The sequence below is a fragment of the Streptomyces prunicolor genome, assembly GCF_045162825.1.
Classification (GTDB): domain Bacteria; phylum Actinomycetota; class Actinomycetes; order Streptomycetales; family Streptomycetaceae; genus Streptomyces; species Streptomyces prunicolor.
This window is the reverse complement of sequence record NZ_CP108676.1, coordinates 690442-704660: the sequence shown is the minus strand read 5'-3', so window position 1 is coordinate 704660 and position 14219 is coordinate 690442. Positions and strand designations below refer to the sequence as shown.

Annotated in this window: 14 protein-coding genes and 2 pseudogenes; 10 read left to right on the top strand and 6 right to left on the bottom strand. The window is 69.7% G+C overall.

The window, feature by feature from the left end:
• Positions 1–86 precede the first annotated feature (86 nt).
• The 6 genes and pseudogenes from OG588_RS03190 to OG588_RS03165 all read left to right on the top strand — a co-directional run.
• A pseudogene (locus OG588_RS03190) lies at positions 87–1418 on the top strand (aldehyde dehydrogenase family protein); the annotation flags it as partial.
• Positions 1419–1477: 59 nt separating this feature from the next.
• Positions 1478–1852, top strand: coding sequence for a helix-turn-helix transcriptional regulator (locus tag OG588_RS03185; RefSeq protein WP_019057149.1), 375 nt, complete (start codon positions 1478–1480; stop codon positions 1850–1852).
• Positions 1849–2481, top strand: coding sequence for an SRPBCC family protein (locus OG588_RS03180; protein ID WP_405945923.1), 633 nt, complete (start codon positions 1849–1851; stop codon positions 2479–2481). Before OG588_RS03185 ends, OG588_RS03180 begins: the two co-directional genes overlap by 4 nt.
• Before the next feature lie 83 nt (positions 2482–2564).
• The gene (locus OG588_RS03175; RefSeq protein WP_405945922.1) at positions 2565–3620 is read left to right on the top strand and encodes an NAD-dependent epimerase/dehydratase family protein; all 1056 of its coding nucleotides are present in this window, start codon (positions 2565–2567) and stop codon (positions 3618–3620) included.
• Between the two features lie 135 nt (positions 3621–3755).
• Positions 3756–5120, top strand: a complete 1365-nt coding sequence (locus OG588_RS03170) for an RICIN domain-containing protein (RefSeq protein ID WP_405945921.1) — start codon at positions 3756–3758, stop codon at positions 5118–5120.
• A gap of 42 nt (positions 5121–5162) precedes the next feature.
• A complete protein-coding gene (locus OG588_RS03165) occupies positions 5163–6068 on the top strand; it encodes an aldo/keto reductase (protein ID WP_405945920.1) in 906 nt (301 codons plus the stop codon).
• Positions 6069–6081: 13 nt separating this feature from the next.
• On the opposite strand, the gene OG588_RS03160 is transcribed toward OG588_RS03165, so the two are convergent.
• The 3 genes and pseudogenes from OG588_RS03160 to OG588_RS03150 all read right to left on the bottom strand — a co-directional run bounded on the left by OG588_RS03160 (position 6082) and on the right by OG588_RS03150 (position 8349).
• Positions 6082–6540, bottom strand: a complete 459-nt coding sequence (locus OG588_RS03160; protein ID WP_405945919.1) for a pyridoxamine 5'-phosphate oxidase family protein — start codon at positions 6538–6540, stop codon at positions 6082–6084.
• A 91-nt stretch (positions 6541–6631) separates the two neighbouring features.
• Positions 6632–7046: pseudogene (locus OG588_RS03155) on the bottom strand (dienelactone hydrolase family protein); the annotation flags it as partial.
• Positions 7047–7257: 211 nt separating this feature from the next.
• Complete coding sequence (locus OG588_RS03150) at positions 7258–8349, bottom strand: sodium-dependent transporter (protein ID WP_405945918.1); 1092 nt, start codon at positions 8347–8349, stop codon at positions 7258–7260.
• A 239-nt stretch (positions 8350–8588) separates the two neighbouring features.
• Here OG588_RS03150 and OG588_RS03145 point away from each other — a divergent pair, with 239 nt between their 5' ends.
• Both OG588_RS03145 and OG588_RS03140 read left to right on the top strand, forming a co-directional pair.
• Positions 8589–8960, top strand: coding sequence for a BlaI/MecI/CopY family transcriptional regulator (locus OG588_RS03145; RefSeq protein ID WP_405836410.1), 372 nt, complete (start codon positions 8589–8591; stop codon positions 8958–8960).
• Between the two features lie 87 nt (positions 8961–9047).
• On the top strand, positions 9048–10049 hold the full coding sequence (locus OG588_RS03140) for a MerR family transcriptional regulator (RefSeq protein ID WP_405945917.1): 1002 nt from the start codon (positions 9048–9050) through the stop codon (positions 10047–10049).
• Here the strand turns inward: OG588_RS03140 and OG588_RS03135 are convergent.
• Positions 10038–10484 carry a histone-like nucleoid-structuring protein Lsr2 gene (locus tag OG588_RS03135; protein ID WP_405953043.1) on the bottom strand — a complete coding sequence of 149 codons (447 nt, stop codon included), beginning with the start codon at positions 10482–10484 and terminating at the stop codon, positions 10038–10040. The two genes, OG588_RS03140 and OG588_RS03135, sit on opposite strands and share 12 nt — an antisense overlap.
• Before the next feature lie 728 nt (positions 10485–11212).
• On the opposite strand from OG588_RS03135, the gene OG588_RS03130 reads away from it, so the two are divergent.
• Positions 11213–11608, top strand: coding sequence for a VOC family protein (locus tag OG588_RS03130; protein WP_405945916.1), 396 nt, complete (start codon positions 11213–11215; stop codon positions 11606–11608).
• Between the two features lie 75 nt (positions 11609–11683).
• Positions 11684–12754, top strand: coding sequence for an adenosine deaminase (locus OG588_RS03125; protein ID WP_405945915.1), 1071 nt, complete (start codon positions 11684–11686; stop codon positions 12752–12754).
• On the opposite strand, the gene OG588_RS03120 is transcribed toward OG588_RS03125, so the two are convergent.
• A complete protein-coding gene (locus tag OG588_RS03120; RefSeq protein ID WP_405945914.1) occupies positions 12736–13251 on the bottom strand; it encodes a DUF664 domain-containing protein in 516 nt (171 codons plus the stop codon). The two genes, OG588_RS03125 and OG588_RS03120, sit on opposite strands and share 19 nt — an antisense overlap.
• Before the next feature lie 27 nt (positions 13252–13278).
• Positions 13279–14169 (bottom strand): LysR substrate-binding domain-containing protein, encoded by an 891-nt coding sequence (locus OG588_RS03115; RefSeq protein WP_405945913.1) that lies wholly within the window; start codon positions 14167–14169, stop codon positions 13279–13281.
• Positions 14170–14219 lie beyond the last annotated feature (50 nt).

Genomic DNA, 14219 nt, shown 5'->3' with positions numbered 1-14219 from the left:
GTGACCATGGCTGCACCGGAATTTTTCCCGGTGTATGAATGGTTGCTATATACACCTGACCGTCCAGAACCCCCACGCACCAGCAGCGAGGCACCGTGAACCAGTCCAGCCCCGAGCAGCCCGCCGACATCGTCGCCCGGCTGCGCGCCACCTTCCGCACCGGCCGCACCAAGCCCGTGGAATGGCGCACCGCCCAGCTGCGCCGCCTGCGCGACCTGCTCACCGAGCACGGTGACGACCTCGCCGCCGCCCTCCACGCCGACCTCGGCAAGAGTGCCGCCGAGTCCCAGCGCACCGAGATCGGCTTCACGATCCGCGAGATCGACCACACCCTCGACCACCTTGAGGACTGGCTGCGCCCCGAGCCCGCCCCCGTACCGGCCCACCTCGGCACGGACGCCACGGCCTGGACGCAGTACGACCCGCTGGGCGTCGTCCTCGTGATCGCCCCCTGGAACTACCCGCTCCAGCTTCTGCTGACCCCGGTCGTCGGCGCGCTCGCCTCGGGCGACGCGGTGGTCGTCAAGCCCAGCGAGATGGCACCGGCCACCTCCGCCGCCATCGCCCGGCTGCTGCCCGCCTACCTCGACACCGACGCGGTCGCCGTCGTCGAGGGCGGCATCCCCGAGACCACGGCTCTGCTCGCCGAGCACTTCGACCACATCTTCTACACCGGCAACGGCGCCGTCGGCCGTATCGTCCTGCGCGCCGCCGCCGAGCACTTGACCCCGGTCGCCCTCGAACTCGGCGGCAAATCACCGGCGTTCGTCGACCGCGACGCCGATCTCGCCGTCGTCGCCGACCGGTTGGCGCGCGGCAAGTTCCTCAACGCCGGCCAGACCTGCGTCGCCCCCGACTACGTCCTGACCGACCCGGAGACCGCCGCCGCGCTCGAACCCCTGCTGGTGACCGCGGTCGAGAAGGTCTACGGCGCGGACCCGCAGACCTCCGGCGAGTACGGCCGGATCGTCAACGAACGCCACTTCGACCGGCTCGCCGGACTGCTCGACTCCGGCCGTGTGGTGGTCGGTGGGCGCAGCGACCGCAGCGACAAGTACATCGCGCCGACCGTCCTCGCCGACGTGGACCCGAAGGCGCCCGTCATGGCGGAGGAGATCTTCGGCCCGATCCTGCCGATCGTCACCGTCCCCGACCTCGACGCGGCGATCGCGTTCATCACCGACCGCGACAAGCCGCTCGCCCTGTACGTCTTCACGGACTCCGACGACACCCGCGCCCGGATCGCCGCCGAGACCTCCTCCGGCGCCATCGGCTACGGCCTCCCGCTCGCCCACCTCACCGTCTCCGACCTGCCGTTCGGCGGCGTCGGCGAGAGCGGCATGGGCAACTACCACGGCCGCTACTCCATCGAGACGTTCAGCCACCGCAAGGCCCTGCTGGAGAAGCCGCTCGTCTGACCGGCACCCTCCTCTATCACCGGTCGCTTATATAAGCGACCGGTGATACTTTTGGGCACATGCACGCTTTCGATGTGCTCGGAGACCCCGTGCGCCGCCGCATCCTGGAGTTGCTCGCCGAGGGCGAGCAGCCCGCCGGCACGGTCAGTGACGCCGTCCGGCGCGAGTTCGGGATAACGCAGCCCGCGGTCTCCCAGCATCTGAAGGTGCTGCGGGAGAACGGTTTCGCGACGGTACGGCCGGACGGCACCCGGCGCCTCTACGCGGTCAACTCCGAGCCACTGCGGGACATCGACGCCTGGCTCGACCGGTTCCGCCGCTACTGGACCCCTCATCTGGACGCCCTGGCCACCGAGTTGGCCCGGGGCAAGCGCGAGCGCCGGCTCCGCGAGGCCGACGACGACAGCCCCGACGAGTCGAGGAGCACCCCATGATCGACGTGACCCACCAGATCAACTCCGTGAGCCGCACGGTCGGTCGACGCGACTTCATGGCCGGCGAGGCCCGCGTGATCACCATCGGTCAGACCTACGGCTCACCGGTCGAGGACGTCTGGGACGCCTGCACCAACCCCGAGCGCATCCCGCGCTGGTTCCTGCCGGTCAGCGGCGAGCTGCGGCTGGGCGGGAAGTACCAGCTCCAGGGCAACGCGGGCGGCACCGTCGAGCGCTGTGACCCGCCCAACAGCTTCTTCGCTACCTGGGAGTTCGGCGGCGAAGTCAGCTGGATCGAGCTGCGGTTGACGCCCGAGGGCGACGGAACGCGCTTCGAGTTGGAGCACATCGCCCACGTCGACGACACGAAGTGGGCCGAGTTCGGACCCGGCGCGGTGGGCGTCGGCTGGGACTCGATCCTTCTCGGGCTCGACGGCAACCTGTCGGGCACCAGTCCCGTGAAGCCCGAAGACGCGATGGCCTGGCTGGCGTCCGAGGAGGGCCGCCGCTTCGTCACGGCGAGCAGCGAGGCGTGGTTCGCGGCGAACGTGGCGAGCGGCGAGGACGAGTCGGCGGCCCGCGAGGCGGCCGACCGGACCACGGCCGCCTATACGGGGGCCGGGAGTTGAGAGCCGTAGCGACCGAAGCGCTGACCCGGTACCGATCACCGTTGTAGCGTGCGCGCTGGATGCCACGGTGATCGGAGCCAGGGATGAGTGTCGGCGGCGAGACGGTGTTGGTGACCGGCGGGAGTGGCTTCGTCGGGAGCCATCTGGTCCGGCAGTTGCTGGAGCGTGGCTACCGGGTGCACACCACTGTGCGGTCCCTCGGCAACGAGGCGAAGGTCGCGCCGCTGCGGGCCATGGGGGCCCAATTCCCGGGCGCGCTGGAGCTGTTCGAGGCCGATCTGCTCGCGGACGGTTCCTTCGACGCGGCGATGGACGGCTGCCGGGTCGTCTTCCATGTGGCCTCGCCGTTCCTGATGCCGGAGAGGATCAAGGACGGCCAGAAGGACGTCGTCGACCCCACGCTCACCGGCACCCGGAACGTCCTCGCCGGCATCGAACGCACGCCCACGGTCGAGAAGTTGGTGTTCACCTCGACGGTCGGCGCGATCTTCGGCGACTACGTCGACGTACTGGCGATGAAGGACGGAATCCTCTCCGAGGACTACTTCAACACCACCAGCACGGTCGAGAACAACCCCTACCACTACGCCAAGACGGTCGCCGAACGAGCCGCCTGGGACGCGGAACAGACGCAGACCCGTTGGCGCCTGGTCTCCGTCAACCCCGGCCTGATCCTTGGCCCTTCACTCACCCCGGCCTCCGACTCCGGCAGCCTGTTCCTCCTCGACGAGCTGTTCAAGGGCTACTTCTTCTACGGGGCACCCGACTTCAGCTTCACCGTCGCCGATGTGCGGGACGTCGCGGGCGCGCACATCGCGGCGGCGGAAAACCCTGACGCGCACGGCCGTTACATCGTCGCGGCCGCCCGGATGGCGTCCTTCCTCGACATGTCCCGCGCACTGCGGCAACGCTTCCCGCGCGACTACCGGCTGCCCCGGCACGGCCTCCCGCACTGGCCGGTGCGCGTCCTGGGCCCGGCGTTCGGGCTCACCCAGGACTACATCCGCAAGCACCTCGGGATCAGGTTCGCCGTCGACAACCGGCGCGGTGTGAAGGAACTCGGCATCGACTACCGGCCGTTGGAGGAGACCCTCCTCGATCACTACCTGGCCTGGCGGGAGTTGAGGGAATCACGCTGACCGCGTCTCGCCCTTCGCCGTTCACTCCGTCGACCGGTCGCCCCTCTTGACTGGTTCAGACCATAGGCGCTTGGGTGTGGCCCGATCACCTTTTCGGTGTCATGAGCCTGACCACACTCGAACCGAAGGGCACCCATGCGAACCCCCCACGCCCTGCTCGCCGTCGCCGCCGCGCTGTCGGCGGCGATCGTCGCTCCACCGGCCGGAGCCGCCGACGCGGTCCCCGCTCCGGGTACCTACTACGTCCAGAGCGCCACGACCGGGCTCAACGCGGCCGACAAGGGGGGAGCGGTGGAGCAGCACAACCCCAAGGGCAACGAGGACCACCAGCAGTGGAGTCTCCGGGCGAGCGGATCGTCGTACGTCCTGGAGAGCACCGACACGGCCGGCAGCTGTCTGGGCCGCTCGGGCAGCCAGGCGAAGACCATCGCCTGCACGAGCGCCGACGCGGCCTGGCAGATCACCCCGACCGGCGGCGACCAGTACACGCTCAAAGTCCCGGGCGCGGAAAGCTACTTGACCGTGGCCGCCAAGCCCTCCGGTGCCAACTACCCCGCCCAGTTGGCCATCGGCTCCTCCGGCGGACTTGCCTCCTGGTACCTCACGCCGATCACCTCACCCACCAAGCCGATCCCGGCCCAGGATCAACGCACCCTGGACCAGGTCACGTTCCTCACCGCGCACAACGCCTACGCCAACGGGGTCGACGGCGGTTTCGCCCCGCCCTTCGTGAACTTCTTCCCGAACCAGTCACGCGGCATCAACCAGCAACTCTCCGACGGCGTACGGGGGTTCATGCTGGACATCCACCAGACCTCCGACGGCGCGATCCTCTGCCACGACAGCTGCACCCTGGTCAGCAGCCCGGTCGCCCTGAACGTCGACCTCCAGCGCATGGTCGACTTCCTCAGGACGCACCCCGACCAGTTCGTCACCGTCTTCCTGGAGGACTACGTCGACCCGGGCGTCCTGCGCAGCGAACTCGCCCGCGTCAACGGCCTGTACGACGTGCTCTACCGCCCCGACCAGACCGGCGTACGGCAGAACGGCTGGCCGAAGATGGCCGACCTGATCGCCGCCAACCACCGGCTGCTGATCTTCACCGACCACAGCCGCGCCTCCGACGAGTCCGCCGGGCTGACCCGGGACAGCTTCGGCGTGATGTACCAGCGTGACTGGACCGTCGAGAACTACTGGTCCATGGGCTCCGGCGCCAGCTCCTCCGACTGGTCCTGCTACAGCCGCTGGTACGGCAGCGACCTCAACGTCCCGCTGACGCAGACCTATTCGGGGTTCCGCCCGCTGTTCGTCATGAACCACTTCCGCGATGCCACCATCGCCGGGACGGCGCAGACCGACAACACCAAGGTCCTCGACCGGGCCCAGCGGTTCTGCCAGCCGGCCGCCCGCAAGAAGCCCAACTTCCTTGCCGTGGACCGCTACGACCTCGGTGACCCGGCCTCCGCGGTCAACTCCCTGAACAGCTACACGTATCCGTAAAGTGCGGACGGCCGCGCGGCACGTGTGTGCGAAACTCCGCTGATGACCTCTGAGAAGATCACCGCGGCCGCAGCGGGCACCTGGCAACTCGGCGACCTGACCGTCAACCGCATCGGCTTCGGCGCGATGCGGTTGACGGGCAGCGCCGCCTTCCATCACGGCACGCCGAGCGACCGCGACCGGTCGATCACCGTGCTGCGCAGGGCGATCGAGCTCGGTGTGAACCACATCGACACGGCCGCCTTCTACTTCTCGTCCCTGCGGTCCGCCAACGAGCTCATCAACTCCGCGCTCGCCCCCTACGCGGACGACCTCGTGATCGCCACCAAGGTCGGTCCCTTCCGGAACTACGCGGGGGAGTGGAGCACTTCGGCCCGCCCCGACGACCTGCGCGGCCATGTCGAGGAGAACCTGCGGCAGTTGGGGCGCGACCACCTCGACGTGGTCTACCTCCGCCGAATGGGGCAGGACTCGATCGCCGAGTACTTCGGTGCCCTCGCCGAACTCCGCGAGGAGGGACTGGTCCGGCACCTCGCGCTCTCCGACATCGAGCCGCGGCACCTCGCCGAGGCACAGGAGATCGCTCCGGTGGTGAGCGTGCAGAATCGGTTCGGGCTCGACTCCTCCAGCCCCGACACCGAAGAGATGCTGCGGATCTGCGGGGAACAGGGCATCGCCTTCGTCCCGTTCTTCGCCATCGCGGGCGACGCCGGGTCACAGGGCGCCACCACCGCCCACGACGAGGAGGTACTGGCCATCGCGAACGCCCACGACGCCAGCCCCGCCCAGATCCGCCTCGCCTGGTCCCTCGCCCAGGGTCCGCACGTCCTCGCGATCCCCGGCACGGGCAACCCCGACCACCTCACCGAGAACGTGGCCACCGGCGCGATCCGGCTCACGGAGGACGAGCTGGTCCGCCTCAACGAGCTGCACCGTAAGGCCGGTTGACCGACGGAGGGGCTCAGACCACCCAGGCGCCGTCCCGCATCAGATGGCGCTGGGGCAGCTCGCGCACCTCGTGCCAGGCCTGGACGGCGACGGGCCGTACCCGGAAGAACGAATAGGGCGCGCGGTCCTCGCGAGGATCCCAGCCGTACTTCGCGTGGAAGGCCTCGACCGCGGCGGACGGGACGTCCTGGGCGGTGAAGGCCGTCGCCTCGCCGTCGATGAGCACGACGTCCCTGGTGTCCGCGAGGGCGAGCCGGGTCCGCCGCCCGGCGCTGAGATTGCGGCCCGTGGGGTTCGTGGCCCGGGTGGACAGCCACACGGACCGCCCGTCCCAGAGGAACCACAGCGGCACCAGACAGGGCAGCCCGTCGGCGTCCGCCGAGGCCACCCAGATGTCCAACTCCCGCTCCAGCCGGGCCAGCACGTCACGCTTGCGCTCTTCGGGGCCGCGGGGCGGCACGGTGATCTTCATGCCCGGGACGCTACCGGCGCCGTCCGCGCGGCACCTCGGGCCGGGGGCTTAGGACCTTGGCCCGAGGGTGTCGACGTCAACCCACGTTCGGGTCGCCGCAGTGGCCGAGGGTCTGTGCCTTCAGGCCGGAGAAGTCGGGGAGTTCGCCCTGGATCACGCCGTAGAACGGCACCGCCGCGCTGACCCGGGGGTCGGCCGCGGCGAGGTACAGGACGAAGCCGCCGCCCATGCAGAAGCCGACCGCGCCGACCGTGTCCGAGTTGACCTCGGGCAGGGACAGCAGGTGGTCTACGGCGCCGGAGAGCAGTTCGACACCGCGGCCGACCGGGAGGGCCGGCATCATCCGGAGGGCCTCGTCGCTCTCGTGCGCCACGTTCCCGCCGTAGAGGTCGGGGCGCGACGAAGCTCTCCTGGGCGAGCCGGTCGGCCACGTCGGCGATGTGGTCGGTCAGGCCCCACCACTCCTGGATGACGATCACGCCCGGTCCGCTCCCGGACGGCGGCAGCGCGAGGCAGCCGTGGGCGGTGCCCCCGGCGCTGGGGAAGGTGACGTTCTGATGGGCCGGGGCTCCGGTCGACTTCGGCAGCTCGGAGAACATGGGGCTCAACTCCTGTACGGCGGTGGTCGGTTGGGGGTGGCGTCGTCGGGGGCGGGCCCGACGTGATCTCCAGCCTGTCGCGGCCGGGTTCGGAGGGCGCTTCGGCCCCTCGGTCCGGCTATTGCGCGGGGGTCGTCGCCGGGTTCGTCGCCGGGTTTGTTTCTTGTCCTATGCGGACCACCCGTCCGGCGGCCACCTTCTGCAGGAGTCCGTACGCCAGTACCGGAAGCAGGATGTGCGGGCGGTCGGGCAGGGTCGTCGTGATCAGCACCGCGCTCGCGCTGCTGTTGTTCATTCCGCAGGCCAGCGTCACCGAGGCGCCGGCCCGGGCGTCGAGGCGCAGCACCCGTGAGGCCACCCGGCCCAGCGTGAAGGACAGCCCGCACACCGTCGCGGCGACGCCCAGCGCGGCCAGCAGGAGGACCGGGCGCGGATGGCGCAGGAAGGGACCGAGCACCCCGCTGGCGTTCACGTACGTCAGCAGCAGCGAGCCCGGGAGCGCGGCGGGGACGGCCACCCCGATGAGTCTGTCCCGTGCGTGCCGGGGCAGCACGACTCGGCACAGGATGCCCGCCGCGCACGGCAGGACGACCGAGGTGAGGGCGAAGGCGTCCCCGGCCGAGTGGGCGGCGACGGCGAGTCTGCCCGCGTAGTCGCCCTGGAGCAGTGGGCACAGGACGGCCAGGGTGAGCGGGACGGTGAGCGGACTGACCAGGGTGGAGGCGAGCACCAGGCCGACGGCGGTGGGCTGGTCGCCGTCCCCCTTCGCGGTCCACACCGTCGCTCCGGCGGCCACCGGCATGGCGACGACGAGGATCATCGCGGCGACCATGCCGCTGCCGCCGTCGTGGTCCGGCGACAGCCGCAGCGCGAGAGCCACTCCGGGGACGATCAGCAGCGGCACCAGAATGTGCAGGGCGAGGCCCGCGAGCAGGGCGGCGGGGCGCCGTAGAAGCATCCGCAGTTCATGCAGCGGCACCTGGAGGCCGGCGCCGAACAGGACCAGGGCGAGGAGCAACTGGGGCGTCCGCAGGGGCAGTTCGGCGATGCCCGTCGCATGCGGGTGGCGGAGCCACAGGCCGGGGCCCGGCAGCACCGCAGCGGCGAGGTACGTGACGGCGACGGCCCGGCCCAGATGGCGGCGGAGCAGGGCGAGCAGGCGGGGTACGGAGGGAAACCTGGCGGGGATCCCGGATGGGTGGGGACACATCGTGGCGCTCTTCCGTCGTAGGAGCTGGGCGGAGACGGAGCGCCGGTATCGCGTGGAAACTCGTCGACACGCGCGGGGGGATGAGTGTGCGAAGCCCTGCGGTCATCGTCGACGGTCCCTTCCATAATGGGCGGGCGGAAATGGGCACACGGGCGCGGTGACGAGACGGCACCCGAGTGACTACAATTCTGTAGACGGTCTACTGAACTGTAGACGAAGACGGGGTGAGGATCGTTCCCATGGCCGACGAGAAGGACGAACGCCGACCGGCGGGTGAGCTGGAGGCCACCGTCATGGCCGCCCTCTGGGCCGCCGGTGACCCGCAGACCCCTGGCGAGGTACAGCTGAGCCTCGACACCGGCCTGGCCCGTACGACGGTGACGACGATCCTGACCCGGTTGCACGACAAGGGTGTCGTCGATCGGCGGCGTCAAGGGCGGGGCTACGCCTACTTTCCGGTGCAGGACGCGCAGGGGCTCACCGCGCGGCGGATGCACACGGAACTCGACCGGGACGGGGATCGGGAGACGGTGCTCGCCCGGTTCGTGGCTCAGCTCAGTCCTGATGACGAGCGGGTGTTGCGGGACCTGCTGGAGTCCGGGGAGGCGTGAAGTCCGGCAACTCGGAAGCCGTCTCGGTCGGGGACGGCGGGGAACGGCCTTGAGTCTCCAGTGAGTGGAGACCGCAGAGTGGGGGACATGGACGTCACGACCCTCTACTCGATCGGGGAACTCGCCCGGCGAACCGGCTTGTCCGTGCGGACCATCCGGTTCTATTCCGATTCGGGGGCGGTGGCGCCGACCACTCGAAGTCCCGCCGGTTATCGGCTCTACGACCTCGACGCACTGCTTCGTCTGGAACTCCTGCGCACACTGCGTGAGCTGGGCATGGACCTGGCCACGATTCAACGGGTGCTGGACCGCGAGCTCTCGGTGGCGGAAGTCGCCTCCGTGCACGCTGACGCCATGGACGTGCAGATCCGGATGCTGCAACTGCGTCGGAGCGTTCTGCGAGCCGTGGCCGGATACGGGTTCGATCCCGAGGAGATCAAGCTCGTGCACAGGCTCACGCAGTTGTCCGGCGAGGAACGCCGACGGTTGATCGACGATTTCGTGGAGGGCTCCTTCGGCACAGCGGATGCGGACCCGGCCGCGGCGGCCATGGTTCGCGCTGCCACGCCCGACCTCCCTGACGATCCGTCCAGCGAGCAGGTCACCGCCTGGGTGGAACTCGCCGAGCTGATCGGCGACGAGGACTTCCGGGCCCGGTTGCGCCGGACTGCCGTACGCCAGGCCGCCGGACGCACGCTCGACATCGAGAGCGAGGTCGGCGAGGAACTGATGGAGTTCACCCGGCAGAAGGTGGCCGATGCCATGGAGTCGGGTATCGACCCGCTCGGCGACGGGGGCGCTCCCGTCATCGACGACCTCGTGCACCGCTTCGCCGAGGTGTTGGCGTGTACCCCTGACGCGGAATTCCGGGACTGGATGGCCCGGCAGTTCGAAGAAGCACACGATCCCCGGGTGGACCGGTACTGGCGGTTGGTGTGGATCGTCAACGGCTGGCAGGTGGTCCCGAACCTGATCCCGGTGTACCCATGGCTCATCCGGGCCCTACGGCATGACCGTGCTGCCGCATGGTCACCCGGTCCGACGGCGATAAGCGGCTGCGCGCCGACGGACCGGCGCTCACCTTCGTGATGCCTCGTAGGCCTCGCGGATGGTCCCAGGGATACGACCACGATCGTTTACGAGATAGCCGTTGGCGCCTGCCCAGAGGCGTATCGGCTCGTCTTCCGGGCGGGGATCGAGATTCCGGGGTCCAGCAGTCTTGCCGGGGCCTCTCCAGTCTCCTGGGGAGGCCCCTTCCAGCTGGTCCGCTGTCTCTTGGAGGAAAGCGAACAACGAGGCGCATACGCCCTCCTCGGGACCGTGTGCTTCAGCCCACGTTCCGACGGTTCCGCTGAGCGTGTTCAGGAACGTTCCGTGGAGACCGTCTCGTTCTGCGGCTATAGGCACCCAAATGGCTGTCTCACTACCCGGGCCGCCGAGCGCAGCGAATGCTTCAGGGTCGTTCCGCTCAAGCCAGGCGGTGATCCGACCCCAGGCCTTTCGTACGTCTCCTGACTCGTGCATCGGAATATCGCCCATGTGTGGTCTCCCCTCCGGCGGATGCGCCCTCACGCGTCGCACACCCACCCAGCGCAGCAGGTCGAGGGACAGATCGAGGGCAGGGGGAGACGACGTAGGCACAAGGCACTCCAGGCAAGGGCGAAGGGAAGAGACCGTGCCTGTACGCGCGCTCGGAACGTCGCTGCCTCAAGCAGGAACGGGCAGCGCCGGAGATGCGGTTCACGCAGCAGGCACACCAAGGAGGGCGACGCCGTCCGGCCTCGCCCTCAACGCCTTCCGGTTACAGGAAGCAGTAGTGCGGGGTGCTCGTGAATGCCACGCCACGAGTCTACGAGCATCGGTGAAGCCGCTCGGGTCGCCGATGTCGGGAGCCGCGGCCGAGGCCACCGACCCCGGTCGGTATCCGCCACGTCCCGCCGACCCCGCGTATCCGCCCTACGCCACTGTCGGGCGGAGCTCGTGCCCACCCGGTGTCCGCCGCCCTCTGCGGACCCCGCGCATCCGCCCGCGTGCCCGCCGAGCCCTCCAAGCCCACGCGCTGTCTCACCAGCACCCCGCTGACCTGCCTATTCGCGCAGCCGCCCGCACCTCTCCGACACCCCGAAAGCCCCGCCGCCCCACCCCCTCCTCAACCCCCTCCGAATCCGACTGGCGCGAGCGAAGTTTTACGTATAACCTCACCCGTCAATCCCACGTCAATCCACCGACCGGAACCCGCACGGAGACCCCCGATGAGCCGTATCGCCCTGGTCACCCTCGTCGTCGACGACTACGACGAGGCGATCCGCTTCTACACCGAAGCCCTCGGCTTCCGTCTCGTCGAGGATGCGGCTCGCCCCGACGGCTCTCGCTGGGTTGTTGTGACTCCGCCCGGTGCGGACGGTTCCGGGACCGGTCTGCTGCTGGCCCGTGCCAAGGGTGAGGACCAGGGTGCCCGGGTCGGTGACCAGACCGGCGGGCGGGTCGGGTTCTTCCTGCACACCGAGGACTTCGCCCGCGACCACGCCCGCATGCTCGCCGCGGGCGTGACCTTCCTGGAGGAGCCACGCCACGAGCCGTACGGTTCCGTCGCCGTCTTCCAGGATCTGTACGGAAACCGCTGGGACCTGCTCCAGCCCGCCGCCTGACCCCTCGCGCTGCCGCACCCCGCACCCCGCACCCCTCATCCCGCCTTCCGAACGACGACCGAGGAACCACCGCACATGTCATCTACGCGCATAGACGTCGACACCCTCCGCCGGCTCCCCAAGGCCGTCCTGCACGACCACCTCGACGGTGGTCTGCGCCCCGCCACCGTGGTGGAGCTGGCGGAATCGGTCGGGCACACGCTGCCCACCACCGACCCGGACGAGCTGGCCGCCTGGTACTTCGACGCCGCCAACTCCGGTGATCTGGTGCGCTACATCGCCACCTTCGAGCACACCCTCGCCGTGATGCAGAACCGCGAGGGCCTGCTGCGCACCGCCGAGGAGTACGTCCTCGACCTGGCCGCCGACGGTGTCGTCTACGGCGAGGTGCGCTACGCCCCCGAGCTGAACACCAGCGGTGAACTCACGCTCGCCGAGGTCGTCGAGACCGTCCAGGAGGGGCTCGCGGCCGGTATGGCGAAGGCCGCGGCGGCAGGGACACCGGTCCAGGTGCGGACGTTGCTGTGCGGGATGCGGATGTTCGACCGGGTCGGCGAGGCCGCCGATCTCGCGGTGGCCTTCCGGGACGCCGGTGTCGTCGGCTTCGACATCGCGGGTGCCGAGGACGGCTTCCCGCCCGCCGACCACCTCGCCGCCTTCGAGCACCTGCGCCGCGAGAGCGTGCCGTTCACGATCCACGCCGGTGAGGCGCACGGGCTGCCCAGCATCCACCAGGCCCTCCAGGTGTGCGGCGCCCAGCGCATCGGCCACGGCGTCCGTATCACCGAGGACATCGTCGACGGCAAGCTCGGCCGCCTGGCGGGCTGGGTGCGGGACCGTCGTATCGCGCTGGAGATGTGCCCGACCTCCAACCTCCAGACGGGCGCGGCCAGTTCGATCGCCGAGCACCCCATCACCGCCCTGAAGGACCTCGGCTTCCGCGTCACCCTCAACACCGACAACCGACTGGTGTCCGGTACGACGATGACGCGCGAGATGTCCCTCCTGGTCGACGAGGCGGGCTGGAGCGTCGAGGACCTGCGCACGGTCACGGTCAACGCCCTGAAGAGCGCGTTCATCCCGTACGACGAGCGCAAGGCCCTCATCGAGGACGTCGTCCTGCCGGGTTACGCCTCCGCGCTCTGAAGCAACCCGCGTACATACGCGGCCTGTCCGACGTGTTCGAGATCGTCGGACAGGACGCTGACCAGTCGTACGCCCAACGTGACCGGCGGATCCCAGCGCTCGTCCACGATCCGCTCGTAGTCCTCCGGGACCAGCCCGCGCAGATACGCGAGCGTCTGGTCGTGGACGGCGTCGTAGTACCCGGTCAGTTGCCCGGCCGACTCGACGCGCACCTTGCCGACCTTCGCGGAGGTGTGGCCGTACCCGGTGTCCTTGGCCGGCAGGTCGAGCCCGAAGCGCTTCTCCCAGCCCTGGGTCAGCCACACCTGGTCGAGGCCCGCGGCGTCGGCGACGTGGTCGTCCTGGACGCGGGTGAGATGCCAGATCAACCAGGCGATGGAGTTGGCGTCGGCGGCCACGCGTGCGTGCAGTTGGTCCGGGGTCAGGCCGTCGAGGGCGGCATGGACTTCTTCCTGGATGCGGCCGTACGCGTCAATGAGGATGTCGTTGGCATGCATACGACCACCTTCGCGCATCGCCGTCGCTCATGCGGCCGGAGTCCCGGTTTCGAGGAGCGTCATGAGCGCCCTTGCCGCCGGACTGGTGGCCTGGGGAGGCGGGAGCAGGGCCACCGTCTCGTACACCTCCTCGCCGGTTCCCTTGAGGGGGAGTGCGGTGAGGGGTTCGCGCTTGTGGCGGAAATGCTGGGGGACCACCGCGATGCCGAGGTTCTCGTCGATCAGGTCGAGGAGGCTGTGCACGTCGTTGACCTCCAGCGCGACCGTCCGTCGTACGCCCGCCGCGGCGAACACGGCGTCCGTGGTGCGGCGCGAGGCCCAGTCCGGGTGGAAGTCGACGAAGACCTCGCCGCCGAGGTCGTCCGGAGTCACCGCCGCACCCGTCTCCGCGAGCCGGTGGCTGGGATGGCACAGCACGGTCATCGGCTCGCTGGAGAGCGACACCGAGCGCAACTGGTCGGTGTCCGCCTGGGTGCGGTAGGCGAAGGCCAGGTCGAGGCGCCCGGCCGCGACCTCTTCCGCCAGCGCCCCTGAACCCGCCTGCCGCAGCCGGATCTCGACATCGGGATGCCGACGCCGGAACGCGGCGAGCAGCCCCGCCACATGCACCCCGGCGATGCACTGCTCGGTGCCCAGCGCGAGCGTGCCGCGCAGGACGCCCTGCACCGCGGCGACCGCCTCGTGCGCCGACCGGACCTGCGCCAGAATGCGCTCAGCCTCGCCGAGCAGCGCCCGGCCGGCCTCGGTGAGCGTGACCCGGCGGGTGGTGCGCACGAACAGCGGGGTCTGCAACTCCCGCTCCAGGGCGCGGATCGACGCCGACAGGCCCGACTGGGACACCATCAGCCGCTCGGCCGCACGGGTGAAGTGCTGGTCCTCGGCGACGGCGATGAAATGCTGGAGATGACGCAGTTCCATGATTGAGAAGCGTAGCCGCTGAATTCCATCGGATTCTTCTGTTGGACCAC

Coding starts and splice junctions, on each gene's coding strand:
- OG588_RS03130 (WP_405945916.1), top strand. CDS start 11,213: ATGAGCCGTATCGCCCTGGTCACCCTCGTCGTCGACGACTACGACGAG.
- OG588_RS03170 (WP_405945921.1), top strand. CDS start 3,756: ATGCGAACCCCCCACGCCCTGCTCGCCGTCGCCGCCGCGCTGTCGGCG.
- OG588_RS03160 (WP_405945919.1), bottom strand. CDS start 6,540: ATGAAGATCACCGTGCCGCCCCGCGGCCCCGAAGAGCGCAAGCGTGAC.
- OG588_RS03125 (WP_405945915.1), top strand. CDS start 11,684: ATGTCATCTACGCGCATAGACGTCGACACCCTCCGCCGGCTCCCCAAG.
- OG588_RS03145 (WP_405836410.1), top strand. CDS start 8,589: ATGGCCGACGAGAAGGACGAACGCCGACCGGCGGGTGAGCTGGAGGCC.
- OG588_RS03115 (WP_405945913.1), bottom strand. CDS start 14,169: ATGGAACTGCGTCATCTCCAGCATTTCATCGCCGTCGCCGAGGACCAG.
- OG588_RS03135 (WP_405953043.1), bottom strand. CDS start 10,484: ATGCACGAGTCAGGAGACGTACGAAAGGCCTGGGGTCGGATCACCGCC.
- OG588_RS03175 (WP_405945922.1), top strand. CDS start 2,565: ATGAGTGTCGGCGGCGAGACGGTGTTGGTGACCGGCGGGAGTGGCTTC.
- OG588_RS03150 (WP_405945918.1), bottom strand. CDS start 8,349: ATGTGTCCCCACCCATCCGGGATCCCCGCCAGGTTTCCCTCCGTACCC.
- OG588_RS03120 (WP_405945914.1), bottom strand. CDS start 13,251: ATGCATGCCAACGACATCCTCATTGACGCGTACGGCCGCATCCAGGAA.
- OG588_RS03185 (WP_019057149.1), top strand. CDS start 1,478: ATGCACGCTTTCGATGTGCTCGGAGACCCCGTGCGCCGCCGCATCCTG.
- OG588_RS03180 (WP_405945923.1), top strand. CDS start 1,849: ATGATCGACGTGACCCACCAGATCAACTCCGTGAGCCGCACGGTCGGT.
- OG588_RS03165 (WP_405945920.1), top strand. CDS start 5,163: ATGACCTCTGAGAAGATCACCGCGGCCGCAGCGGGCACCTGGCAACTC.
- OG588_RS03140 (WP_405945917.1), top strand. CDS start 9,048: ATGGACGTCACGACCCTCTACTCGATCGGGGAACTCGCCCGGCGAACC.